The following is a 20,382-nucleotide window of genomic DNA, read 5'->3' as shown; positions in this document are numbered from 1 at the left end:
ATGTGTGCATGTAATGGAACGGGAGTAATTCAGAACGACATTGGAACGGGGATGTATTAGTTTGGATTGTGTGTTTGCGAAGCAGGGAATCGCAGTCCTGAAGAAGTGGATAGAAGGCGTCATGCTGTTATGGCGGAGCTAAGAGAAATTCATCAATTACAACTGGAGGGTAAATGGGATGCCGAGACTTGGAACGGATTTGGAAAAGGAAAATTACACAATGGCGTTGCAGCAGAGAAAGTACATGAAGAAATCGCGTCGTAACTTGTATATCGCTTTAGAAGAGTTAGACCTGGTATTTGATGAAAGTGAAGTTACTAGATTGCAAGAAATGTGGAAGGAAAACAAAGGAATCCTTGAAATTGCAAAAGAGTTAGGAAGACATCAAGTAGAAATCGCTGCTTTGATTATGGATCAGGCTTATAAGAACAAAATTAAATCTCGTTCAATGGGGTTAGGAGCATGAAGCAACTAACACTGGAGGATGTAGTCGGAAGTTTTGATTACACAGCAACAAGCACGGCTGATAGGTTCTTACAGCATAGCGTCATAACGTATGAAGTTCACTTTTATGACCAGGACGAGCGACAAAAAATAGATTGGTTCGATGTTGAAACAGAAGACGAAGCATGGAGCATGGCGGTGAAAGAACATGGTAAAGGTGTTCAGAAGATTAGGATAACTATTTCTAATCGTACACGAGACGAAATTATGTCACTGGATTAGGAGGGAGCAAATGGAGAAGCCAACATTAAAAGATTATGCAAAGGCTGCTCAAATTGGCGTTAGCAAGAAGAATGTAGATCAACGAATGGAGGGACTGAATTGGAGCTTGGAACGTGCTATAACGACACCAGTTGGTACGAGCTGGGAAGGAAATGAAAAGAATAAAAAGTTACTGAAATTAGCTGAGAAAAATGGGATTAGTGAATCCACCTTTTACAGACGAAAACGTAACGGCATGACGCCATACGAAGCAGCTATTACGGCAAAAGGATTTGAAAAGTACATTCCTTTAGCGGAATCGAATGGGATTAGTAATAAGACTTTTTACCAGAGTGTTAAAAGAAAGATGGATCCATACGAAGCGGCTACAAAGCCACCACGGAAATATAAGAAGAAACAAATCAGCTAGGAGGCAAGATGGATAGGAAACAAATTTACATCGATGTGTTACTACATAAAGGGATTTATAAGGAAGAAGATACAGGACGACAACTCTATGAAATGAGTGAGCAGGAGTTATTCGAATTGATAAAAGGAGTAGATAAAGAGTGAATTTACGAGTGAATATTAAGAGATTAAAAGATGTGGATTTACCAAAGTACGCTAAACCTGGCGATAGTGGCTTTGATCTTGTAGCAGCAGAGGACACGATTATATGGCCGGGCGAAACAAAGGTTGTACAAACTGGATTGGCTTTTGAGATTCCACCAGGATATGAGCTTCAGGTGAGACCGCATAGCGGTGTGACGCGTAATACAAAGCTAAGAGTTGTACTTGGCACGGTGGATAGTGGATACTGCGGAGAAGTTGGAGTACTAGTCGATAACATCGAAATACCTAAAGCAGCAAACATGCAAGCTAGTGTAATTGAAAAGGGTACTCGTATTGCTCAAGGTGTCATAGCGCCAGTGGAAACAGCTAATTTCGTTGAGGTGGACGAGCTGTCTGAGAGCAAAAGAGGAAGCTGTGGCTTCGGATCAACGGGGATTAAATAAAAAAGGCTCAATTCTCAAAAGGGAGAGAGTTGAGCCTGTGGATGTAATTACTAAGTTCTCGGGTTGATGAAAACTAGTAATTAAATAAAATCGCCCTAGGATTAGGGGGTCTAGGGTTTCAAGTCTGAGTATATCTCACACGATAATATAAAAAGAATAGAACGTATTGAAGATAACACATGAATGTTTCGTAAATGTATCAAAAAAGTGAACAAAAAGTGATTTTGTAAATTAAGGTAGTCAGCACAGTTCACTAACGGCTTGTAAAAAAAAGAAGCCCTGCAGAAAATGTTACAGGACTTCATAAAATTGAGCTATGTCGTACTCACAAGAGATTTTAACATGGATTTAGTGGTGAATATATTAGTAAATGTGTCCAATTGATCTAGAGGTGTTATCTTAAACAAAAACGCTATTTTAGTTATAGTTTAACAAAAAGGACCCGCTATAAATAGCAGGCCCTTTCCTAAAATGGAAAAGAGTAACTCTTACCTTACTCTTCTACTATAGAATACATCACATTTGATTATTTTTGTATAAAAATGTCTAAATATGCAATATTTCATATCGATATAAGAACACGAAGAAATGAGACCGATAATTGAATGAAAACGCTATTTTAGATAAGGGGCATATTTAAAAATAAAATATGCCCTAGTAATCAATGCTAGGGCATAAAAGTTAGTTAGTAAATATCTTCCTAATAATACTACCATATTTTAAGGTTTGAATGTTAGGTATTATAAATGTTGAAAAGGTTATTTAAAAACTTAATCAAAATTTCATTTTGTATGTATTTTAAATACGAAAAGAGCACCTAATAAAGTGCTCTTGTGACGAGATCATCCGCTTGTAAAGACTAAATTATTTTATATAGAAAGGAACACAGAATATTATATGCGTTTCTTGGTAATTGAGTGCTTTTTTACAAACAAAGAGCAGTTAGTAAAAACTAACTGCTCAATACAAGGAGATACAGAGAAAACTAAATGGATTTTGGCATACAGCCTATCAACATTATGGACATAATATTGATTTTTATTCGAAGGAATTCATGTTTTACAAATTAGATTATGATAGTTGATATTCTCCAAATTGACCAGAAAAGAACCAAGAATTCTAGGAATATTCCAAGTGTTCTTTTCCTCGTTTTTTGAAATTCTTTTACTAAATAGCCAACAGCACAAATTGCTAGAAGAATGAAAAGAATAAGTTCTAGTATAACTGGCATTTGATCTACTCCTAATACATTGATTAATTTAGTATATAACAATTATAAGATGTTTTTGTGGTTAATGGTGAAAAATTAAACAAAACTATCTCTATATGAAAAAAGGCCCCGTTGTCTCCAACAGGACCTTTCCTAAAATGGCAAAGAGTAACTCTTACCTTACTCTTTGTTCATATACTACAAGATTGTTAACGAAAATCCAAGGCTCTTTATATTGAGAAATAAAGAAGAATCATTATAAAGAATTTTATATTTTTTCATAAATAAAAGAGCAGCTAGCAAAAACTAACTGCTCGGCTGTTTCTCCAAGGGGGAAAGGAGAAAGGTTAGGGACTTCATTAAATAAGTTATGGCCATCGCCTATCTATATTATTGACGGAATATTGAGTTTTATTCAGTCGATTACGTTAAATGTTTGACGATATAGTCTTTTATTAGTAAAAAAGCTGCAAGGAGAAACATTACGTCAATTGAGAACCAAAACATATCTTTTTGAGGTTTCTTAAACTCTGATATTATCGAAAACATTAAAAATAAGGCAACGGCTATTACAATACAGAGTTTAATCATATCAGACATTTATAGCACTCCTAACATTTAATCTTTTTTATTATATAGCTATTTCCAATGTTGAGGAATTTAAAAAGTGTTTTATGAGAATTCAAACAAAATAATCCTTTTACGAAAAAAGGCCCCGTTGTCTCCAACAGGACCTTTCCTAAAATGGTAAAGAGTAACTCTTACCTTACTCTTCTGCTATATAATACACCGTATTTGATTATTTTTGTATAAAAATGTCCAAATATGCAATATTTCATATCGATATAAGAACACGAAGAAATGAGACCGATAATTGAATGAAAACGCTATTTTAGATAAGGGGCAGATTATATATTTAAAAATAAAATATGCCCTAGTAATCAATGCTAGGGCATAAAAGTTAGTTAGTAAACATCTTCCTAATAATACTACCATATTTTAAGTTTTGAATGTTAAGTATTATAAATGTTAAAAAGGTTATTTAAAAACTTAATCAAAATTTCATTTTGTAGAAAAGGGGAATGGATATGGCGTCTGGTTGTATCATAGCTGAATGTCCTATTTGTGAGGATTGTGTATTTGCAAGTTCATTATATAACGTTTATCGGGTAGATAGGTTGGACCACAGCAATCTTTACGCAGATTTTACACGATATTGAAGTTTTTGATAAAGATAAAATTTGAATTCTGTAAAGAAAAAGAAGCATAAATGAGCTTTGGAAAAGGTATTGGACGCCGGTGAAGTTGTATGTTGTGGTGAGGATATATAAAAAGGCACTTTCACAAGTGCCTTTTGACAGATTATCGAGTTACAGTTATGTAGTTTGTAAGTTCTCTACGATATTTACGATCTCCCCAGCCACCAGTTGCTACAACGTCATATTGACCTGATGTAAGTCCTCTTGTTAGAAATTTAACTGTCTTACGTCCGCCGTTAATGCCAAAAAGGGCATCTTCTCTTGCAACAGGGTTGTTATTACCTTTTTTGTATAACTCAACAACAACATTTCTAGCAGTAGTTGACACTGTAACATCAATTGAAGTTGCTCCTCTACCATAACTATTATAATCAGTAGATAGAGTTAGATTACTGTTGCCTTTTGACCCCATTGCAAAGGCATCAGATGTACCAAAAAGAAGTCCACTTGATAAAATAACTGCTGTTAAAATTGTTTGCCATAATTTTTTCATTTTTATTTCCTCCCTTGTAATTTATAAATGTTATATACAAATAACAATATAAAACATTAAATGATTTTATTCAATAAAAAAAGGGTAAAATGTATAATATTTCTATAATTGTTAATGTTTTTTATCATTGAAAAATAATCTCATACAAAGTAACGAGATTAAAGTCTAAAAGGTAAATAATCCTTTTAAAGCGAGGTTATGAGAATGGAAGGTAACGTAAAGCTATTAGGTATAGACGGAATGTGTGGAATGGAGTTCACAGGGGATAAGGTTAATGTTTATAACGATGAAGGATATGTAATAGAGAGTATGACTACAAGGGAGCATGTTCAGGAAGTTATTGATTTTCTTGAAGATTGTAAGAAAGAAATGGAGGAATAAAAATGGGACAAGGTAACCGTGGGATGGCTTTCGAAAAGCTTATCAATCTATCGAATGAAATGTATCAACGCGAGGGAGTGGCGCTTATAAACAAGCGTGCAACTCCTGTGAAGGTGTTAAAAATGGTTTATGGACGTGTGAAAGATGGTTATTACGAATCTAAAAGTACAGTAGATTATGATGGCGTGTATAAAGGACGAGCTGTAGCATTTGAAGCAAAGTCTACAAATAAAATAAATCGATTTGATTTAAAGAACATTGCGCAGCACCAATTGGATTACCTGGAGAAAGCAGAGAATATGGGAGCAATTTGTTTCTTTCTTATTGGATTTACTAAGGATCAGTCAACATTCGCAATACCACTATCAGTCATTCAATCTTACGTAAGGATGTCTCAACAACCAAAGGGCAAGAAGTCTATACCAAGAACAGATTTTGATATTTATGGATATTTAGTAGAACAGACGGAACGAGCGCCAGTTGATTATTTGCAATACATTGATGAAACAGTAGCACCAGCTATGTTTGATGGAGTGATTCAATTTGATCAGGACCATAAGAAAGTAGCAAATAACATTGAAGCAGCAAAAGAGAAAATGGCTAACAAGAAACACAAATTATTAAAGGCTTAGTGGATAACGGAACCATGCAGAGTGGATGGTGGGGGCTACTCGCTATGCATGTTTCCCTTATTCAATAAAAAGATAGTAAAATTTCACGTACCTGATGTGAATGTAAAAACCAAAATTCGAAATAGGGGGATTCCTTCATGGAGAGACAATTAACTTTATTACCGGCTATTGATGATAAGAAAGTACAAAAGGAAGTAGTAAGCGTATTAAAGGAATACAGAGCACTCAAGATGCGATTCAGCAATGATGTGGAACAGGAAGGAATTAGTTTATTCCCTGAGTTACGTGATTCGAGGAATACGAGTAAATGGAAGGTGCAGCAGGTAGAGAAGGCGCTTAACAATTTATTAGATGAAGATGAGCGTAAAATCGTTGAGCGTAAGTTCCTGACAAACGAGAGAGTAAAAGATTCAGATGTTTATCATGATCTACTACTTAAGAAGACATATTTCTATGAGAAGAAGCAGAGTGCCGTTAAATTGATTGCTACAGCGCTTGGAATCATCTAAAAATAGCGAACAAAACGCGAACTTTTTGGGGGACTAAATAAAACCATGAAAATTATAAGCTATTCCTATAAACAGTTCTTTGAAAAGAGAATACGTTTTGGGGATAGCGTTCCCATTATAATAACGTTACTCGGTGACGCGGAGGCTAGAGGGGATAAGAGCTTCCCGAAATTATTTATATTTTACTTCTCATTGAGTGTATAAGCGTACCGCCTTTCGTTTGTAGGCTCATAGGTAGTAAAAACACATCTGTCATGTGATTTTTTGTTTTCTTTGTTTGAACTAGATCGTTTTACCGGTGGGATGATGGTTCGTTCGATTGAATGAACTGAATGCTATAAAAGAAGTTTCAATTGATTTATACGGAGTTGCTCACGACAATTACTAATGTAAGTCAAGGTTCTTCTTTTAAACAACAAAACGAGCAGAGAGCTTCCGCTCTTTGTTTGAGCCAATATAGACAGTCTACTGTCCTCCTTGTATATTGGTTCAAACAAGGCGTCGGAAGAAACACATACGTCTTGATAGAAATTAAAAAACCTTTATAAGAGAGTTACACCATAGCTCTCATTCGACAAGCTCTACGGAGTATAAACGAGAAGATTCTTATTCTTCTCCCAGTCACCGAACGTAAAGCGCGTAGCTAATAAGAGCTAAAACATTACATGACGCGGTGGCTTGGAGAAGGTTGAGAGTATCTAGAATACCAGTAACCTTTAAATTGATTCATTTCGAAATTCCCCTTTCGTGAATGTTTCTCCATCCCCTTGAAAGAAAGCTGTCACTTCGGTGATGGCTTATTTTTTGATATAATTAATATATAAAATTATAAGGGGGAATGAATGTGGAGAAATTTGATTTAAGACCGCATATGGAAACTTGGAAAAAAGGATTACAAGAGGAACAAACTGAAAGGGAACGTTCTTTACAAGATAATAAAGAAATGTTAGAGATTTATAATGCTAGATTATATTGCATTAGAGAGGTTATGGGAGCAATCAGTGAAGATGATAATGATCAGCTAGCGGAACTCCTAAAAATGCAAGCTGAAGTTAAAGAGCATGTAGAGGACTTAACAGAAGAAATTGAAGAGTTAGAGAAAGAGATAAATATTCACGCTAGGCTCAATTTACGATTATTTGTTACTATTGATGAAAACTCAAAACAAACTAATTAAAACTAAAAGCATCCATAACGGGTGCTTTTTTCTTTGTTATATAGAAATTACACATTAAACGTGAAGTTGAACAGATTGATTGTTGTTAAGGAAAGATAAGGGAAGGGGGAAATAAAAACAAGAGAGCTAATGCCCTCTTGTTTGGGATGTGGTAATTAATCGCAGATTGGTATTCCGAGAACTCTTAGAGCTAATGCTACTTGAAGAGAAATCTCTAATCTAGCAATTTCAATACCAGCTACTGAGAGAACTAAAAAAGGTTGTCCATTTACAAACACAACGCAACTATCCATGGTTACGCCTCCTTTCTAGTAATCTAATATAGTATATGGATTAAACGTTAATATGTAATAGTTATATTAATTGATTTAATAGAATTGATAGATTAGCCTGTTTAAACAAAACAAACGAACACAACGGAAAAGAAAAGCGAGAATCAAATGATTCCTGCTTCTCCGTCTAAAAGTTGACCCTTTTGTACAATTAAAATTTATAGGATAAAAACTTTGTAAACATATAGTTGTTAATGTCTAAAAGATAGTCTAAAATGAAAGTATATAATTCTTTAGACTTTTAGACTATTTTGAGGTGATTTGGATGGCCATCGTTGGTTATGCAAGGGTAAGTACAAAAGATCAAAACTTAGATGCGCAAATTGAAAGGTTAACAGAATATGGATGTGATAAAATATATTCTGAAAAGTACAGTGGGGCTAATAGTGATCGAGAAGAATTGCAAAAGGCATTAGAGTATATGAGAGAAGGAGATAAATTTGTTGTTTGTAAAATAGACCGTTTAGCTAGATCAATATTTGATTTGCATAAGATTGTAAATCAATTAGCTGATCAAGGAATAGCGGTGGTATTTCTTAAAGAACAGATTGATTTCTCTACACCTGCAGGTAAATTAATGTTCACTATGCTAGGAGCTATTGCTGAGTTTGAAAGAGATTTAATTAATGAAAGAACAGCTGAAGGCAGAGAAAGAGCTAAAGCGATGGGCAAACATATGGGACGTAAAGGGCAGGATGGAAAACAAGTGAAACAAGCCATGAACTTATTTTTTAATAGAAAAGAAAATGGTTTAAGTGTAAATGATATTTTTAAAATGACTGGTGTCCCACGCTCTACTATTTATGCTAAAGCTAAAGAATTAAAGTAGCGAATCCGCTACTTTTTTATTTTGCATAGAAAAAGGAACCATAATAGGCTCCTTAATTCGATTCAGAAGTTGTGTAGTTCTTCTTGATGATATCTTTTATGTTAATAATTAAAGATATAAGGAATCCAGCAGCTAGGATACCGTTTACCGAGTAATATGTATTCCCTGATGAAAATTTGTTATAAAAGGAATCGACATTATAATATAATAAGCCTGCTGAAATGACGGTAGAGATTACTAACGTACTAAAACTTTTCATATTTTTCACTCCATTTCTGAAAAATGAGATTCTTACAAAAATTATACAGCGAAATTTATAGATTTAAAATGAAATATAAAGGAATTACCGTGAGTTGGGGGAATATGCTAGGCAGCGAATCCGCTGCTTTTTTATTTTATAAAGAAGCATTTTAAACATTTCTTATAGTGTTGAATACTTATGTAAATATGGAAAACAGATTTGGTTCTTGGAATGAGGGATCGATGTGGATATAACACAAATTATGGCGAGGATAGTGGTTAATGGGAAAGATCTTCCGTTTACTTCAGTTAGGACAACTGCATGGATTAATGGACCTGCGAATGATTTAATTGTTACGACTAAGCAAAGGGTGGATGAGCTTTATCGGTTTATGTGGTCACGGGTGCCAGTTATGCTAACAATGTATTTCCTTCAGGGTGCTGACTTGATGAGATTTGCTAGAGTTGCAGGGGTTGATGAAAGTATAACGGGAGAATATATATATCATTTTATTTGGTGATAAGCCAAACTTTAAGTAGCCTAACAGCTGCTTTTTTATTTTGCATAGAAAAAAGGAAAACATAAAGGATCCCTTTTACATTACACTGTCTTATAATTCTTATTTTTAATCCTATTCTTAGTATCCATAAATGCGGCGAAGGTCGCTATAGCACCACCTAAATAATAGACTTGGAATTTGTGGTCAAAAGCTAATCCTGTAATGAAATTGTAGCTGTACATAAAACATGTAATACCGAATAACCATAACATGAACTTTAAATCTTTTAAGCTCAATCTATAATTCTTAATTTTTTTCCACATATGTATCAACTCCTATTGTTATGAGGTTCTGTAGTTTTTCTTTTTAAAATCGCGCATGTTGAGGATAAAGAATAGAAGGAAGATAACAGCTCCGATGCCATTAATCCAGTAATATGTGCGCCCTGTTGTGAATCCGTTATAGAATTCATAGGCATTCCAAATTACAAGAAGTACTGAACAGACAGTGGAGATCATTAATGAGCCAAAACTTCTCATGATTTTCACCTCAATTTAAAATGTTAGAACTTATTTACAATTTTACATTTAAATAAATAGATTTACAAGAAGAGGAATAAAAAAGAACCCGCTGGAGTTCGGGTCCTTTCAGAAGTGATGATGTATTCTCGGCTTGGGAACTGAGAAAAACACAAAAATATAATACATCGAGTTTTAGATAATTTCAATACTAAATTTGGGATTACCATGAAGGGGAGTTATAACGAGTTTCTTCCTATTAATATAGAAGGTGGTGGGTGATATGAAGTGAAACAAAAACACGAGTTAGCTCAAGAAGATTACATGCAAGGTATGAAGTACAAGGAATTGGCTGAGAAATATGAGGTTAGTGTAAATACCGTAAAGTCATGGAAGACCAGATACAAATGGGATAGAAAAAGTGTGCATACAAAAGATGAAAAAGTGCGCACACAAAAGAAAACAGGTGCACCCATTGGTAATAAGAATGCAGTGGGGAATTCAGGAAACAAGACCCCTAAATGGGGTAATAAGAATACTGTAGGTCATGGTCCGCCAAAAGGAAACCATAACGCTATGACGCATGGATTATTTAGAAAGATAATCCCTAATGATGATCCACATGCTATGGAATTACTCGATGAAATACAAAACCATACGGAATTAGATATGCTGTTTAATTCTATCCAGTTGCAATACTTCAACATCCTTAATTCGCAACGCATCATGCATGTTCGTGATAAAGACGATATGTCGAAGGAAATTATTAGCGAGTCTGAAGGTGGAGAAGCTTACATGATTCAGTTTGCGTGGGATAAGCAAGCCAACTTACTTACTGCTTACTCACGAGCAATGACATCATTATCTGCTATGATTGAGCGATTCGATAAGTTAGCTAATGTAGACGATGAAAGAAGATTAAAATTAACTCAAATGAAAACTAACATCGAGAAAACTAAAGCTGACACTGCTCGTATTAAGGGTGAAGATGGTGATGAGTACGAAGACGACGGTTTCAAAGAAGCGCTAGAAGGTAAGGTAGAGGAAGTGTGGGATGACCATGACGACGATTCCGAAGCGTAAAAAGAAACCCGCTCCATTCAAATTTAAGCCATTCTCCAAGAAGCAGCTGAAGGTATTAACCTGGTGGAAGCCTAACAGTCCCGTTAAAAATTATGACGGGATTATTTGTGATGGTTCCATTCGTGCTGGCAAGACAGTATCAATGGCTCTTTCCTATGTAATGTGGGCAATGGAATCATTTGAAGGTGAGAACTTCGGAATGTGTGGTAAAACGATTGGTTCACACCGTCGTAACGTTATAACGCCACTTAAAAAGATGCTAAAATCTCGTGGATATAAGGTTAAAGATCATCGTAGTGAGAATATGCTTACCATTACTAAAGATGGCGTAACAAATTTCTTTTATATCTTTGGTGGTAAAGATGAAGCGTCACAGGATCTTATTCAAGGTATTACTTTAGCGGGATGTTTCTTTGATGAAGTAGTGCTTATGGTACGTTCATTTGTTAACCAAGCAACAGGGCGTTGCTCTGTAGAAGGTTCAAAAGTCTGGTTTAACTGTAACCCTGGCGGTCCATATCATTGGTTTAAAACAGAATGGTTAGATAAGGCTAAAGAAAAGAACTTGCTACACATTCGTTTTACGATGGATGATAACTTATCCTTGTCCGAAAAAGTAAAACAGCGTTATTACAAGATGTACAGCGGAGTCTTCTTCAAACGATACATTTTAGGGCTTTGGGCAGCTGCTTCCGGGCTCATATTCGATATGTTTGATGAGGATAAACACAAGGTTCCTACAATTGAAAGAGAATATGTTGAATACTTTGTCTCTTGTGACTATGGTACGCAGAATGCTATGGTTTACGGTTTGTGGGGTAAGTGCATCGAAAAAGGTGAAGAAGTATGGTACAAGGTGAAGGAGTACCGTTATAGCGGTAGAGAAACAGAAAAGCAGAAAACAGACCAAGAATACTACGAGGACTTTGAAAAGTTTGTAGGAGATTTGCCAATCCGTGGCACTGTAGTTGATCCATCCGCTGCTTCTTTTATAGCTTTGCTAGTAAGGAACAAACGAAAAGTATATAAGGCCCGAAATAATGTTAAAGAGGGTATTGGTAATGTCGGTGTTGCGCTAAACACAGGCATTATTTATTTTAACGACTGCTGTAATGAAACATTTAAAGAATTCGCTTCTTATATATGGGATGAGAAATCTGTAGAACGTGGCGAAGATAAGCCGCTAAAAGAGAATGATCACCATATGGACGAAACGAGATACTTTGTTAATACAGTTATTTATGGATTACGTAAAAAGAAGAAAAAGAAAAGAGGTGAAGCAGCTTAATGACGAATAAAAGGAAAGTTAGTGCAAAGGTAATTAAGGCGGCAGGGACAAACACTCAGGTGCTATCCCGTCAGCAAGAGGGTGAAGATGAGAAGTATGCCATTAATGATATTATCGAACCGCCTTACAGAATAGAAGACCTACAGCAAATCAGAGAAAATAGTACGATTCTTGGTCAATGTATTGATGCGTACAAACGTAATATAGCTGGGTTTGGTCATGAAATGAAATATAAGCTAGAGGATGACAAGGAAACTCCTGAGATGAAAGCGGAGTGGACTTTAGTTGATACAGAAATCATCCCGCTATTTAGTTTTGAAAAACCATTCAAGGAGATTCTTGAAACAGGTATTGATGATAAAGAGACAACTGGCAATGGTTATATTGAAGTGATTCGTAATTTAGAGGGTAAACCTACTGAATTGATAAATATGTTACCGCAGTATATGCGAGTGACACGTAAAGATGAAGAACCTCAAGAAGTAACATACTTAATTAACGGAAAAGAAATCAAACGCAAGAAGAGGTTTCGTCGCTATGTACAACGGGTAGGAACAGTGGATACTTACTTCAAAGAGTTTGGTGATCCACGTTTCTTGAATAAAGAGACTGGTAAGTTTTCTGATGTTTCGTTAGGAGAAAAAAACGCCACTGAGGTTCTGCATTTGAAGATTGGTAATGGACCATATGGCATTCCGCGTTGGGTATCACATGTTGTTCATATGGTTGGTGCAAGGAAAGCGGAAGAATTAAACCTGCGTTATTTCAAACAAGGGCGTCACATTCCGATGGTCATATTGCTAAAGAACGGCATCTTATCAGAAGAAAGTGAAGCAGCTCTAACGGATTACGTTTCAAATGTCGAAGGCGAAGATAATCAACATAAATATTTAGTGCTGCAAGCGGAAAGTGATGAGGAAGGTATAGTTGGAGAGGCGCGGCCAAACATCGATATCGAGTTGAAATCACTAGCAGATATTCTGCAAAAAGACGCTCTATTTCTTGAGTACGATGAGAAATCACGTCAAAAGGTACAGTCAGCATTCCGCTTACCAGACGTGTATGTAGGTTATATCCGTGACTTTAACAGAGCAACTGCTGAATCGGTAAGAGAGATTACAGAAGAGCAGGTGTTTGAGCCGGAGCGTAACAACTTAGAGTTCATTATTAATAATGTCCTGCTGCTTCCGTATGGTTTAAAACACGTATATGTGAACCTACGTAAGTCAGAAATCAGTAACACTGAAGATATGGTTAAAACTATTGAGGTACTTGCTGATAAAGGTGGATTAACATTCCAAGATGTACGTAATATCGCTAGTAATATGTTGAACAAAGAGTTCTCTGATTATGATATTCCAGAAATGAATGAGCCAGTTGCTTTAGTGTTAGAAAGACATCGTAAGGTAAGTGGTTGGCAAAAAGGACTAGGAGAAACATTACAAAAGTCAGCTGATGGTAATTCGAATGAGGATTTAGTCAATGTAATGAAAGACCTACGTGACTTACTGGAGTCGATGCAAGATGCAGAAGATTGATAAGTTACTGGATTCATTAAATGAGTGGATTGAAAAGGCTGAAACTGACGATTTTACTGCTTCATTACCTGCTGATTTAGAAGTATTGGATATGTTACCAGGATATGTTGAGGAATTCGAAAAAGAAATAGCTAAACTACTTCGGAAGCAGAAGAAGTACTTTATCGACGGAATTAAGAACTATACGAAAAAGGACGCTGTGGAGAAGGGTATCAAGATAAAGGATATTATTAACTTTGTCACTGGTAGTCTATTTGGAGCGGATACCTTCGCTAAAAGCTTGAGTAAAGCGGCTAGGAAGTTTCTTAATTACACGATGAAGGACATGACAAAAGCGTTCATGGATGCGATTGACCCGGATATACAGTTTAATATCTTCTCAAAACGTACTACAAAGTGGATTGATAGTTGGTCTGATGAATTAGGTAATATTATGAAGATTAACTCTCATAAAGCAGTTGAGCGTATTTTAAACGAAGGATTAGAAAAAGGGAAAGGCATTCGTGAAATAGCGAGAGAGCTTGCGAAACTTCCGGAATTCGACCGTAAAAGAGCGAAGACAACAGCGCAGACCGAAGTCCTCGCAGCATGCTCTGTCTCTCAATTTGAGTCATATCGCCAATCGCCTGCTGTTACTGGTAAGAAGTGGCGTCATAGCGGTACGAAGAATAACCAACCGCGTGACAATCATGTGGCGTATGACGGTACAACGGTGCCAGTAGAGGAAGAGTTTGAACTACCTGGATCTGGTGAGAAATGTATGTTTCCTCGCGATAGTACTCTATATGCTAAAGAAAGAGTTAATTGTAAGTGCGTTATGTCTCCTTCGGTAGATAACGATATATTAGGTCTATCTGAAGAAGAGAAGCAGAAGATTAGGGAAGAGACTTTGAAGGAGTTGAACAAGAAATGAAGACTTCTAAAACTAAAATGATTCGTATTTGAAAGGAGGTGAATAAATGCCAAGAAAACTAAAAAATGTAGATGTTAGCTTTGTTTCAATAGTAGATAAAGCTGCAAACAAAAAGAAATTCTTCTTAACGAAAAGTGAGCAAGAGCCAACATTCGAAAAAGAAGTTAAAATCATTAAAGGTGAAGATGAAGACCAAAAGCTTGTTTATGGGATTGTATACTCTCCTGGTAGTGCGGAAGATTCAAGTACACATGATGCACATGGGGACTTCATGACTGCTGAGGATATAGAAAAATCTGCTCATAACTTCATTGCTAAGTATCGTAACATTGATGCTCAACATGATTTCAATGCAGGAGCAGGTGAAGTGGTAGAAAGCTATGTAGCTCCTGTTGATATGGAAATTAACGGTGAAACAATCACTAAAGGTACATGGGTACTAGTGACAAAAGCCACCGATGAGATATGGAAAGATATTAAAGACGGCAAGATGACGGGGTATTCCCTTGCAGGAGTCGCTGAAACAGAAGTGATTGAGGAAGAAGTAACTAAAACTGAAGAGAAACAATTTAAGTCCTTCTTCCAATTGATGAAGGGCTTTTTTAGTGGAGAAAACGTTCAAAAAGGTGAGGTTAGGGATAAATTCAACCAGAACAAACATCGTCGTGACGTTAATGCCTCTTTCTCTGCATTAGAAGATACTTTCTATCAATCGTTATGGAATGCCCCAACTGCTAGTGACATCGATTTAGATCGTATTGAAGCAGCAGCACTCGAATTTATTGAGATTATCAATGAATTGAAGGGAACAGAAGCAGTTGTGAAGGCATGGGAAAACAAACCTGCTATATCTCTTGCTGAAGAAGTAGAAAAAGCAGGAAAGAAAATTAGCGCACCAAACATGGCTGATATTGATACAGCTATCGAATCATTAACAAACCTAAAAACACGCGTCACACCTTCACCGGAAGGCGCAGGAAGTGAGGAAGACACTATGAATCAAGAACAATTAGAAAAAACATTAGCTTCAGCAGTGGAAAAAGCTGTAGGTCCTATTAAAGAAGAACTAGCATCTGTAAAAAAACACCTTAATATTGATGAGGAAAAAACAGAAGAAGATATCAGAGTAGAAAAAGCTGTTGAAACCGCTACTGCTCCACTACGCGAAGAGATTGAAACATTAAAAAAATCTCAAGGCATTAGCAACCAACAAGATACTGATGTTGTTCAAAAATCAGATGTACAAAAAAACGTATGGAAAGGCTTACTGTAAGCCTAAAGGAGGATTTTATATATGACACTTAATAACAAAACTATTATTGAAAAAGCGGACGTAACTCTTGCCACATTAGCTAGTGGCGGTTTAATGAACCCTGAACAAGCTGATACATTCTTACGTATGGTACAAAGCGCTCCTACAATTTTAAAAGATTCTCGCTTTGTTCAAATGGCTTCAGACACTCGTAAAATTGAAAAAATGGGATTCGGTAATCGTATTCTTCGCCCTGGTGTGGAAGGTAAAGTATTAGCGGATGCAGATCGTTCTGCTCCATCAACAAGCACAGTTACTTTAAATGCGAAAGAAGTAATTGCTGAAGTGCATATCACTTACGATACATTAGAAAACAACATCGAAGGTGATAATCTCCAAAATACTATCATGCAGGTGATTGCTGAACGTGCAGCGTTAGATATCGAAGAATTAATCGTGAATGGTGATAAAACATCTACTGATCCTTATTTAGCTTTATTTGATGGTTTACGCAAACAAGCAACTTCTCATGTAGTGGACCATGCTGCAGGCGCGTTTACTAAAGATGTATTTAAGAAAGCTTACAAAGCGGTCCCTGCTAAATACCTTCGTAATCCTAAAGATTGGAAGTTCTACACATCTCATGGGTTAGAAGTTGAATGGAAAGACCAAGTAGCAGGACGACAAACGAACCTAGGTGATTTCTCATTACAAGGTGGACTTGCTTCTGCTTATGGTGTTCCTGTCGGTGGAATTGCTATGCTACAACCGTATACTGATTCAACAAAAACTGTATCAGATATTTTATTAACTCATCCTAAAAATATCGTAACAGGTATGAGCCGAAACATCCGAATTGAGGTAGATAAAGATATCCGTGCTCGTAAATTTATTATTGTATTAACAGCTAAGGTGGATGCTAAATTTGAAGAAGAAGATGCAGTTGCTAAAGTCATCAAAGTTGCGGAGTGATGATTTATGTATTTCGCTAAGTTGATAGGTGGTAAAACTTATGAGGTTTTGGATCATTCGTTTGTAGATGGCGTTGAACAAGAAGTATCAAACCCTGTCTATGACTACTTAAAGGAGAATCCATTATTTGAAACTTGGGAAGCTGACGAAACGAAAACAGCCTCTTTTTTTAATGGAGAAAAATATACCGAAGCAGCTCTCAAGGGATTAAAAAAGTCTCAACAAGAAGAAATTATTCGTTCTCTTACTAAAGGTGACTTTATTCGAGATACGAAAAACGAACAAGAACGTGTCGCTTTAATCCTAGAGTTGCAGGAAGAGGAGTGATATAAATGCCTAAGATCCCTAAAGGTATCGGAACTGGCGGGGCTTATCTCAATTCAGATTTAGGCCCATTGCTAGAATCAATTGTTACGGATTTAAATTCATTAAAATCGCAGCAAGATGATTTGAAATCGAAATACAACCAACATATCAATGATGGTAAACATCGTGTAGCTACCGTTGTAGACACAGCTGCTCCTAACTCGACAGTAAGTTCTACCATTACAACAACTAAATAAGGGAGTGATAAGTATGGCGCTTATTACTGCTCAAGAATTAATTGATTACACTGTATTACCAGAAGTAAAAAAACGTCCTGTTCCTTTGTTGGAGCAGGACATACTTGAAGCAGATACAGAGATTTATAATCTCTCTAAAATAGATTTTACTGATAAGACGAAGTATCCTGAGGTTCCGGCAGAAGTGAAGTTAGCGTGTAAGAAATTAGCTCAGTATTATGCGTATACAAATGCTGATACTACTGCAATGAAGGGGATTAAGTCTGAAAGTGTTGGTGGTGGAGATTATTCTTATACAAAGGATAGTTCCAGTATTACAAAGCCTTCAGTGTTATATTTACTAAAAAAATTCATGATAGATACAGGTAAGAAAAAAATAACCTTCAAAATGAGGGCTATATAATGTCACTGCAAGGGATGATGGTCCACGAATGTGATATTTATCATTTGCAGAAGGAAACAAAGCCCGGTAAGTATGGGCAACCAGGAGAAGAGGTTTATTCCTATAGTGAAACTCCTGATATAGCAGAACAAAGCTGCTACTTTGCAGAGAATGTAGCAATCGCTAGACCTACTGCAATACAATCTGCACCAAACCAATTAAATGAACAGCATACACGAGTATTGTTCATGCCTGGTACAGATATAAAACACAATGACAAGGTAATCAAAAAGAATACTGATGTCGTTTACTATATACGCAATCCTTTTCCAGTGGTTCATCCACTAACTGGTGAGGTTTATCATATAAAGACCACTGCAGAGAGGAAGAGTGAACCATGGCTAGCCAAATAACGACTAGAGGATTCCGTGAATTCAGCGCCAAGTTGAATCGTATGGCAAATGGTTTAGATCAGAATGTTGCCTTATGGCTTGAAGCTAGCGGATTTCAGTTTTTAGAAGAGGTTCAGAATCAAATCATTTCACTAGCAGTTGTCGATACTCGTCTTCTTTTAAATTCATTCACAAAAGGAGATGGAGAGAACTTATGGCGCTCTTCTGATGGTGGGTTAACGCTTGATGTGGGAACTTCAGTCTCTTACGCTAAAGTCGTGAACGATGGTCACCAACAAGTGAGACGATTCGTCCCAGGGAGATGGGAAGGTCATAGTTTCGAATATGATCCACATGCACCTACTGGAATGATGCTTACTGCTAAATTCATAGAAGGTCGTCCTTACTGGGATAATGCAATAGCAATCTATGAGCGCATGTTCCAAACTGCATTTGACCGCCAGTTCCGACAATGGGTACATGGAGGTTAGAGTATGTACGCACAGATACACGGTTCTATGAAGGCTTTTGTCTTCGATAACTTGCCACCAGGTACATTTGCTTATCACGAGCAGGTTCCAGAAGAAATACGGATACCTTCTGTGTACTTTCCACACTTATCAACGAATGATTTGAAAAATACAAAGGATACATTCACCTTACTGTACACCATGACAGTGAGGTTTTTTAATGCAACGACAGAAGAAGCTATGGAGCTATCTGACAGAATTGCAAACTTAATTAGACGCAGCGGTTACACATTGAGACTTCGGAATGAGGACGGAAGTGAATCGACTGACACTGTCTATTTTAGAAGAGTGACTACCGCTCCAGTTGGGGTAGGTACAGCTCAGTTAACAATGATTTTTGAATACCAACAGACTTATATAAATTAAGGAGCGTGAACATATATGACTGAAGTTACTGAAACACCTGCTACTTCAAATAAAATGTACCGTGGTGACGAGTTTATTTATGCAGTAGTAATCCCTGACCCTACTGATCCATTAAAAACGAAATTGATTCGTCCGTTTGACCAAACCGATTCCTCTCACTCAATTGAAGCAGATGAGATTGAAGCAGAATCAAAGGATAGAACAATTTCTGATTACGGAAAGGTAACAGAAACTCGTTCTTTCGAAGGGATTGTTTCTGAGGGAGACCCATTTGTAGACGCTGCAAAGAAAAAGCTACGTAATAAGGAATATATTGAAATCTATGAAATTAATAAACGTACATTAAAAGCTGAAAAAGGAACATATATGATGACTTCCTTTGAAAAATCAGCATCTACTGGTGAATTTGCGACTTATTCTCTAGAAGCTAAACTTTCTGGAACTGTAAGCGAAGAAACATTAACTGAAATCCCTGCTGGGGCTAATGCATAAGAGTGGTTTTATACCGCTCTTTTTAAAATTGAAAATAACATCCAATTAAAAGGAGATTGATATATATGCGTTTTGAAATCGAAGGAAAAGAACATGAATTAAAACTTACTTACAAAACAATTGCTGAGCTAAATAAGAAACATGAAGGCGGAGCGAATCAAGTTATTGCTTCATGCTTACAAGGTGACTTAGAACTATTTGAAGATGCGGTTTACTTTGGATTGATGCATACAGAAGAAGGATTTACAAGAGCTAAAGTTACAGCCGCTATCGAAAAGTTATTTGAAGAAGAGAAAATCTCACAACAGTATATTGAAGATGTTTTAAATGAAGTAGTAGCAGATAATTTTTTCTACAAAGCGAAGACGAAGCAGTACAAAAACCGAATGAAGAAACAGTTACTAGCGAAGAATCCGGAATTCAAGGAGATCGCGGAGGAAATGTACGGGACGGACGACGAACCGCAGACTTCTCTAGAGAAGAAATAGACAAGGTGCAGCAAGATGGATTCAGGTACTTAGGTTTGTTGCCAAATGAGGTAATGAACCTGACTCCTCGGGAATTTCAAAACATGATGACAGGGAGAAATGAACAGTATCTGGATGAATTGCAAACATACAGTATATTTGCTCTCATGATGCGTGCGGTTTATCACAGTAATCCTAAAAAGAGTATGAAACCAAAAGATTTATTTGATAGATCTAAAATGGTTACTGATGAACAGAAGAAAAAATCTATTGAAAATCGTGCGAAGCAAGCTGAGGAAGATATGCAATTCTTACAAAATCTCAACTTCGGTTGACTGAAAGG

General features: G+C 36.4%; 32 protein-coding genes. 27 read left to right on the top strand and 5 right to left on the bottom strand.

Features of this window, described 5'->3' with window-relative positions; genetic code table 11:
- The first annotated feature begins 66 nt into the window (after positions 1-66).
- The 6 genes from DM800_RS21025 to dut are packed head-to-tail and all read left to right on the top strand — an operon-like array spanning position 67 to position 1,721.
- Positions 67-264 (top strand): hypothetical protein, encoded by a 198-nt coding sequence (locus DM800_RS21025; protein ID WP_255447025.1) that lies wholly within the window; start codon positions 67-69, stop codon positions 262-264.
- Positions 221-466, top strand: a complete 246-nt coding sequence (locus DM800_RS21020) for a helix-turn-helix domain containing protein (protein ID WP_147787545.1) — start codon at positions 221-223, stop codon at positions 464-466. The genes DM800_RS21025 and DM800_RS21020 overlap by 44 nt, the downstream gene beginning before the upstream one ends.
- Positions 463-726 (top strand): hypothetical protein, encoded by a 264-nt coding sequence (locus DM800_RS21015; protein WP_147787532.1) that lies wholly within the window; start codon positions 463-465, stop codon positions 724-726. The genes DM800_RS21020 and DM800_RS21015 overlap by 4 nt, the downstream gene beginning before the upstream one ends.
- Before the next feature lie 10 nt (positions 727-736).
- Positions 737-1,135 carry a hypothetical protein gene (locus DM800_RS21010; protein ID WP_147787531.1) on the top strand — a complete coding sequence of 133 codons (399 nt, stop codon included), beginning with the start codon at positions 737-739 and terminating at the stop codon, positions 1,133-1,135.
- A gap of 8 nt (positions 1,136-1,143) precedes the next feature.
- The gene (gene fbpA / locus DM800_RS21005) at positions 1,144-1,278 is read left to right on the top strand and encodes a Fur-regulated basic protein FbpA (protein WP_147787530.1); all 135 of its coding nucleotides are present in this window, start codon (positions 1,144-1,146) and stop codon (positions 1,276-1,278) included.
- Positions 1,275-1,721, top strand: a complete 447-nt coding sequence (gene dut, locus DM800_RS21000; protein ID WP_147787529.1) for a dUTP diphosphatase — start codon at positions 1,275-1,277, stop codon at positions 1,719-1,721. The genes fbpA and dut overlap by 4 nt, the downstream gene beginning before the upstream one ends.
- A 2,572-nt stretch (positions 1,722-4,293) precedes the next feature.
- Here the strand turns inward: dut and DM800_RS20995 are convergent.
- Complete coding sequence (locus DM800_RS20995) at positions 4,294-4,683, bottom strand: hypothetical protein (RefSeq protein WP_147787528.1); 390 nt, start codon at positions 4,681-4,683, stop codon at positions 4,294-4,296.
- A 204-nt stretch (positions 4,684-4,887) separates the two neighbouring features.
- Here DM800_RS20995 and DM800_RS29340 point away from each other — a divergent pair, with 204 nt between their 5' ends.
- The 4 genes from DM800_RS29340 (at position 4,888) to DM800_RS20980 (ending at position 7,382) form a co-directional block, all read left to right on the top strand.
- On the top strand, positions 4,888-5,064 hold the full coding sequence (locus DM800_RS29340) for a hypothetical protein (protein WP_175545679.1): 177 nt from the start codon (positions 4,888-4,890) through the stop codon (positions 5,062-5,064).
- A gap of 2 nt (positions 5,065-5,066) precedes the next feature.
- Positions 5,067-5,696 carry a Holliday junction resolvase RecU gene (recU, locus tag DM800_RS20990; protein ID WP_147787527.1) on the top strand — a complete coding sequence of 210 codons (630 nt, stop codon included), beginning with the start codon at positions 5,067-5,069 and terminating at the stop codon, positions 5,694-5,696.
- Between the two features lie 137 nt (positions 5,697-5,833).
- Positions 5,834-6,205 carry an ArpU family phage packaging/lysis transcriptional regulator gene (locus DM800_RS20985; RefSeq protein WP_000441079.1) on the top strand — a complete coding sequence of 124 codons (372 nt, stop codon included), beginning with the start codon at positions 5,834-5,836 and terminating at the stop codon, positions 6,203-6,205.
- An 844-nt stretch (positions 6,206-7,049) separates the two neighbouring features.
- Positions 7,050-7,382, top strand: a complete 333-nt coding sequence (locus DM800_RS20980; protein WP_147787526.1) for a hypothetical protein — start codon at positions 7,050-7,052, stop codon at positions 7,380-7,382.
- Positions 7,383-7,537: 155 nt separating this feature from the next.
- Here the strand turns inward: DM800_RS20980 and DM800_RS20975 are convergent, their stop codons facing one another.
- A complete protein-coding gene (locus DM800_RS20975) occupies positions 7,538-7,675 on the bottom strand; it encodes a DUF3956 domain-containing protein (RefSeq protein ID WP_000376554.1) in 138 nt (45 codons plus the stop codon).
- A 304-nt stretch (positions 7,676-7,979) separates the two neighbouring features.
- Between DM800_RS20975 and DM800_RS20970 the strand changes: the two genes are divergently transcribed.
- Positions 7,980-8,543, top strand: a complete 564-nt coding sequence (locus tag DM800_RS20970) for a recombinase family protein (RefSeq protein WP_147787525.1) — start codon at positions 7,980-7,982, stop codon at positions 8,541-8,543.
- Positions 8,544-8,595: 52 nt separating this feature from the next.
- Here DM800_RS20970 and DM800_RS20965 read toward each other — a convergent pair whose 3' ends face one another.
- A complete protein-coding gene (locus DM800_RS20965; RefSeq protein ID WP_147787524.1) occupies positions 8,596-8,802 on the bottom strand; it encodes a hypothetical protein in 207 nt (68 codons plus the stop codon).
- A gap of 244 nt (positions 8,803-9,046) precedes the next feature.
- Between DM800_RS20965 and DM800_RS20960 the strand changes: the two genes are divergently transcribed.
- Entirely contained in the window at positions 9,047-9,304 is a 258-nt protein-coding gene (locus tag DM800_RS20960) for a hypothetical protein (protein WP_098299283.1), read from the top strand.
- Positions 9,305-9,384: 80 nt separating this feature from the next.
- Here the strand turns inward: DM800_RS20960 and DM800_RS20955 are convergent, their stop codons facing one another.
- The gene (locus tag DM800_RS20955) at positions 9,385-9,606 is read right to left on the bottom strand and encodes a hypothetical protein (protein WP_088081221.1); all 222 of its coding nucleotides are present in this window, start codon (positions 9,604-9,606) and stop codon (positions 9,385-9,387) included.
- Between the two features lie 18 nt (positions 9,607-9,624).
- Entirely contained in the window at positions 9,625-9,822 is a 198-nt protein-coding gene (locus DM800_RS29710) for a hypothetical protein (RefSeq protein WP_025967175.1), read from the bottom strand.
- 267 nt (positions 9,823-10,089) lie between these two features.
- Here DM800_RS29710 and terS point away from each other — a divergent pair, with 267 nt between their 5' ends.
- The 15 genes from terS (at position 10,090) to DM800_RS20875 (ending at position 20,374) form a co-directional block, all read left to right on the top strand.
- Complete coding sequence (gene terS / locus DM800_RS20945; protein ID WP_147787523.1) at positions 10,090-10,884, top strand: phage terminase small subunit; 795 nt, start codon at positions 10,090-10,092, stop codon at positions 10,882-10,884.
- Positions 10,856-12,172 (top strand): PBSX family phage terminase large subunit, encoded by a 1,317-nt coding sequence (locus tag DM800_RS20940; protein ID WP_147787522.1) that lies wholly within the window; start codon positions 10,856-10,858, stop codon positions 12,170-12,172. Before terS ends, DM800_RS20940 begins: the two co-directional genes overlap by 29 nt.
- Positions 12,172-13,710 (top strand): phage portal protein, encoded by a 1,539-nt coding sequence (locus DM800_RS20935; protein ID WP_147787521.1) that lies wholly within the window; start codon positions 12,172-12,174, stop codon positions 13,708-13,710. Before DM800_RS20940 ends, DM800_RS20935 begins: the two co-directional genes overlap by 1 nt.
- Complete coding sequence (locus DM800_RS20930) at positions 13,697-14,623, top strand: phage minor head protein (RefSeq protein WP_147787520.1); 927 nt, start codon at positions 13,697-13,699, stop codon at positions 14,621-14,623. Before DM800_RS20935 ends, DM800_RS20930 begins: the two co-directional genes overlap by 14 nt.
- Positions 14,624-14,669: 46 nt before the next feature.
- Positions 14,670-15,896, top strand: a complete 1,227-nt coding sequence (locus tag DM800_RS20925) for an XkdF-like putative serine protease domain-containing protein (RefSeq protein ID WP_147787519.1) — start codon at positions 14,670-14,672, stop codon at positions 15,894-15,896.
- Between the two features lie 21 nt (positions 15,897-15,917).
- A complete protein-coding gene (locus tag DM800_RS20920) occupies positions 15,918-16,847 on the top strand; it encodes a phage major capsid protein (RefSeq protein ID WP_147787518.1) in 930 nt (309 codons plus the stop codon).
- A 6-nt stretch (positions 16,848-16,853) separates the two neighbouring features.
- A complete protein-coding gene (locus DM800_RS20915; protein WP_147787517.1) occupies positions 16,854-17,174 on the top strand; it encodes a YqbF domain-containing protein in 321 nt (106 codons plus the stop codon).
- 5 nt (positions 17,175-17,179) lie between these two features.
- Positions 17,180-17,410 carry a hypothetical protein gene (locus tag DM800_RS20910; RefSeq protein WP_147787516.1) on the top strand — a complete coding sequence of 77 codons (231 nt, stop codon included), beginning with the start codon at positions 17,180-17,182 and terminating at the stop codon, positions 17,408-17,410.
- A gap of 13 nt (positions 17,411-17,423) precedes the next feature.
- Positions 17,424-17,813 carry a protein YqbG gene (yqbG, locus tag DM800_RS20905; RefSeq protein ID WP_147787515.1) on the top strand — a complete coding sequence of 130 codons (390 nt, stop codon included), beginning with the start codon at positions 17,424-17,426 and terminating at the stop codon, positions 17,811-17,813.
- Complete coding sequence (locus DM800_RS20900; protein WP_147787514.1) at positions 17,813-18,205, top strand: DUF3599 family protein; 393 nt, start codon at positions 17,813-17,815, stop codon at positions 18,203-18,205. Before yqbG ends, DM800_RS20900 begins: the two co-directional genes overlap by 1 nt.
- On the top strand, positions 18,190-18,675 hold the full coding sequence (locus DM800_RS20895) for an HK97 gp10 family phage protein (protein WP_147787513.1): 486 nt from the start codon (positions 18,190-18,192) through the stop codon (positions 18,673-18,675). The genes DM800_RS20900 and DM800_RS20895 overlap by 16 nt, the downstream gene beginning before the upstream one ends.
- Before the next feature lie 3 nt (positions 18,676-18,678).
- Positions 18,679-19,080, top strand: a complete 402-nt coding sequence (locus DM800_RS20890; RefSeq protein WP_147787512.1) for a hypothetical protein — start codon at positions 18,679-18,681, stop codon at positions 19,078-19,080.
- Positions 19,081-19,095: 15 nt separating this feature from the next.
- The gene (locus DM800_RS20885; protein ID WP_098597716.1) at positions 19,096-19,572 is read left to right on the top strand and encodes a phage major tail protein, TP901-1 family; all 477 of its coding nucleotides are present in this window, start codon (positions 19,096-19,098) and stop codon (positions 19,570-19,572) included.
- 65 nt (positions 19,573-19,637) lie between these two features.
- A complete protein-coding gene (locus DM800_RS20880; protein ID WP_147787511.1) occupies positions 19,638-20,060 on the top strand; it encodes a tail assembly chaperone in 423 nt (140 codons plus the stop codon).
- 53 nt (positions 20,061-20,113) lie between these two features.
- Positions 20,114-20,374 carry a hypothetical protein gene (locus tag DM800_RS20875; protein WP_042333042.1) on the top strand — a complete coding sequence of 87 codons (261 nt, stop codon included), beginning with the start codon at positions 20,114-20,116 and terminating at the stop codon, positions 20,372-20,374.
- Positions 20,375-20,382: the final 8 nt, after the last annotated feature.

This window comes from Bacillus sp. AY18-3 (genome assembly GCF_008042305.1).
Lineage (GTDB): Bacteria > Bacillota > Bacilli > Bacillales > Bacillaceae_G > Bacillus_A > Bacillus_A wiedmannii.
The sequence above is the reverse complement of the archived record's forward strand: the minus strand, read 5'-3'. Positions and strand labels throughout refer to the sequence as shown.

Coding starts and splice junctions, on each gene's coding strand:
- DM800_RS21020 (WP_147787545.1), top strand. CDS start 221: ATGGCGTTGCAGCAGAGAAAGTACATGAAGAAATCGCGTCGTAACTTG.
- DM800_RS21015 (WP_147787532.1), top strand. CDS start 463: ATGAAGCAACTAACACTGGAGGATGTAGTCGGAAGTTTTGATTACACA.
- DM800_RS21010 (WP_147787531.1), top strand. CDS start 737: ATGGAGAAGCCAACATTAAAAGATTATGCAAAGGCTGCTCAAATTGGC.
- fbpA (WP_147787530.1), top strand. CDS start 1,144: ATGGATAGGAAACAAATTTACATCGATGTGTTACTACATAAAGGGATT.
- DM800_RS20995 (WP_147787528.1), bottom strand. CDS start 4,683: ATGAAAAAATTATGGCAAACAATTTTAACAGCAGTTATTTTATCAAGT.
- DM800_RS29340 (WP_175545679.1), top strand. CDS start 4,888: ATGGAAGGTAACGTAAAGCTATTAGGTATAGACGGAATGTGTGGAATG.
- recU (WP_147787527.1), top strand. CDS start 5,067: ATGGGACAAGGTAACCGTGGGATGGCTTTCGAAAAGCTTATCAATCTA.
- DM800_RS20985 (WP_000441079.1), top strand. CDS start 5,834: ATGGAGAGACAATTAACTTTATTACCGGCTATTGATGATAAGAAAGTA.
- DM800_RS20975 (WP_000376554.1), bottom strand. CDS start 7,675: ATGGATAGTTGCGTTGTGTTTGTAAATGGACAACCTTTTTTAGTTCTC.
- DM800_RS20970 (WP_147787525.1), top strand. CDS start 7,980: ATGGCCATCGTTGGTTATGCAAGGGTAAGTACAAAAGATCAAAACTTA.
- DM800_RS20965 (WP_147787524.1), bottom strand. CDS start 8,802: ATGAAAAGTTTTAGTACGTTAGTAATCTCTACCGTCATTTCAGCAGGC.
- DM800_RS20960 (WP_098299283.1), top strand. CDS start 9,047: ATGGCGAGGATAGTGGTTAATGGGAAAGATCTTCCGTTTACTTCAGTT.
- DM800_RS20955 (WP_088081221.1), bottom strand. CDS start 9,606: ATGTGGAAAAAAATTAAGAATTATAGATTGAGCTTAAAAGATTTAAAG.
- DM800_RS29710 (WP_025967175.1), bottom strand. CDS start 9,822: ATGAGAAGTTTTGGCTCATTAATGATCTCCACTGTCTGTTCAGTACTT.
- DM800_RS20940 (WP_147787522.1), top strand. CDS start 10,856: ATGACCATGACGACGATTCCGAAGCGTAAAAAGAAACCCGCTCCATTC.
- DM800_RS20935 (WP_147787521.1), top strand. CDS start 12,172: ATGACGAATAAAAGGAAAGTTAGTGCAAAGGTAATTAAGGCGGCAGGG.
- DM800_RS20930 (WP_147787520.1), top strand. CDS start 13,697: ATGCAGAAGATTGATAAGTTACTGGATTCATTAAATGAGTGGATTGAA.
- DM800_RS20925 (WP_147787519.1), top strand. CDS start 14,670: ATGCCAAGAAAACTAAAAAATGTAGATGTTAGCTTTGTTTCAATAGTA.
- DM800_RS20920 (WP_147787518.1), top strand. CDS start 15,918: ATGACACTTAATAACAAAACTATTATTGAAAAAGCGGACGTAACTCTT.
- DM800_RS20915 (WP_147787517.1), top strand. CDS start 16,854: ATGTATTTCGCTAAGTTGATAGGTGGTAAAACTTATGAGGTTTTGGAT.
- DM800_RS20910 (WP_147787516.1), top strand. CDS start 17,180: ATGCCTAAGATCCCTAAAGGTATCGGAACTGGCGGGGCTTATCTCAAT.
- yqbG (WP_147787515.1), top strand. CDS start 17,424: ATGGCGCTTATTACTGCTCAAGAATTAATTGATTACACTGTATTACCA.
- DM800_RS20900 (WP_147787514.1), top strand. CDS start 17,813: ATGTCACTGCAAGGGATGATGGTCCACGAATGTGATATTTATCATTTG.
- DM800_RS20895 (WP_147787513.1), top strand. CDS start 18,190: ATGGCTAGCCAAATAACGACTAGAGGATTCCGTGAATTCAGCGCCAAG.
- DM800_RS20890 (WP_147787512.1), top strand. CDS start 18,679: ATGTACGCACAGATACACGGTTCTATGAAGGCTTTTGTCTTCGATAAC.
- DM800_RS20885 (WP_098597716.1), top strand. CDS start 19,096: ATGACTGAAGTTACTGAAACACCTGCTACTTCAAATAAAATGTACCGT.
- DM800_RS20880 (WP_147787511.1), top strand. CDS start 19,638: ATGCGTTTTGAAATCGAAGGAAAAGAACATGAATTAAAACTTACTTAC.
- DM800_RS20875 (WP_042333042.1), top strand. CDS start 20,114: ATGAACCTGACTCCTCGGGAATTTCAAAACATGATGACAGGGAGAAAT.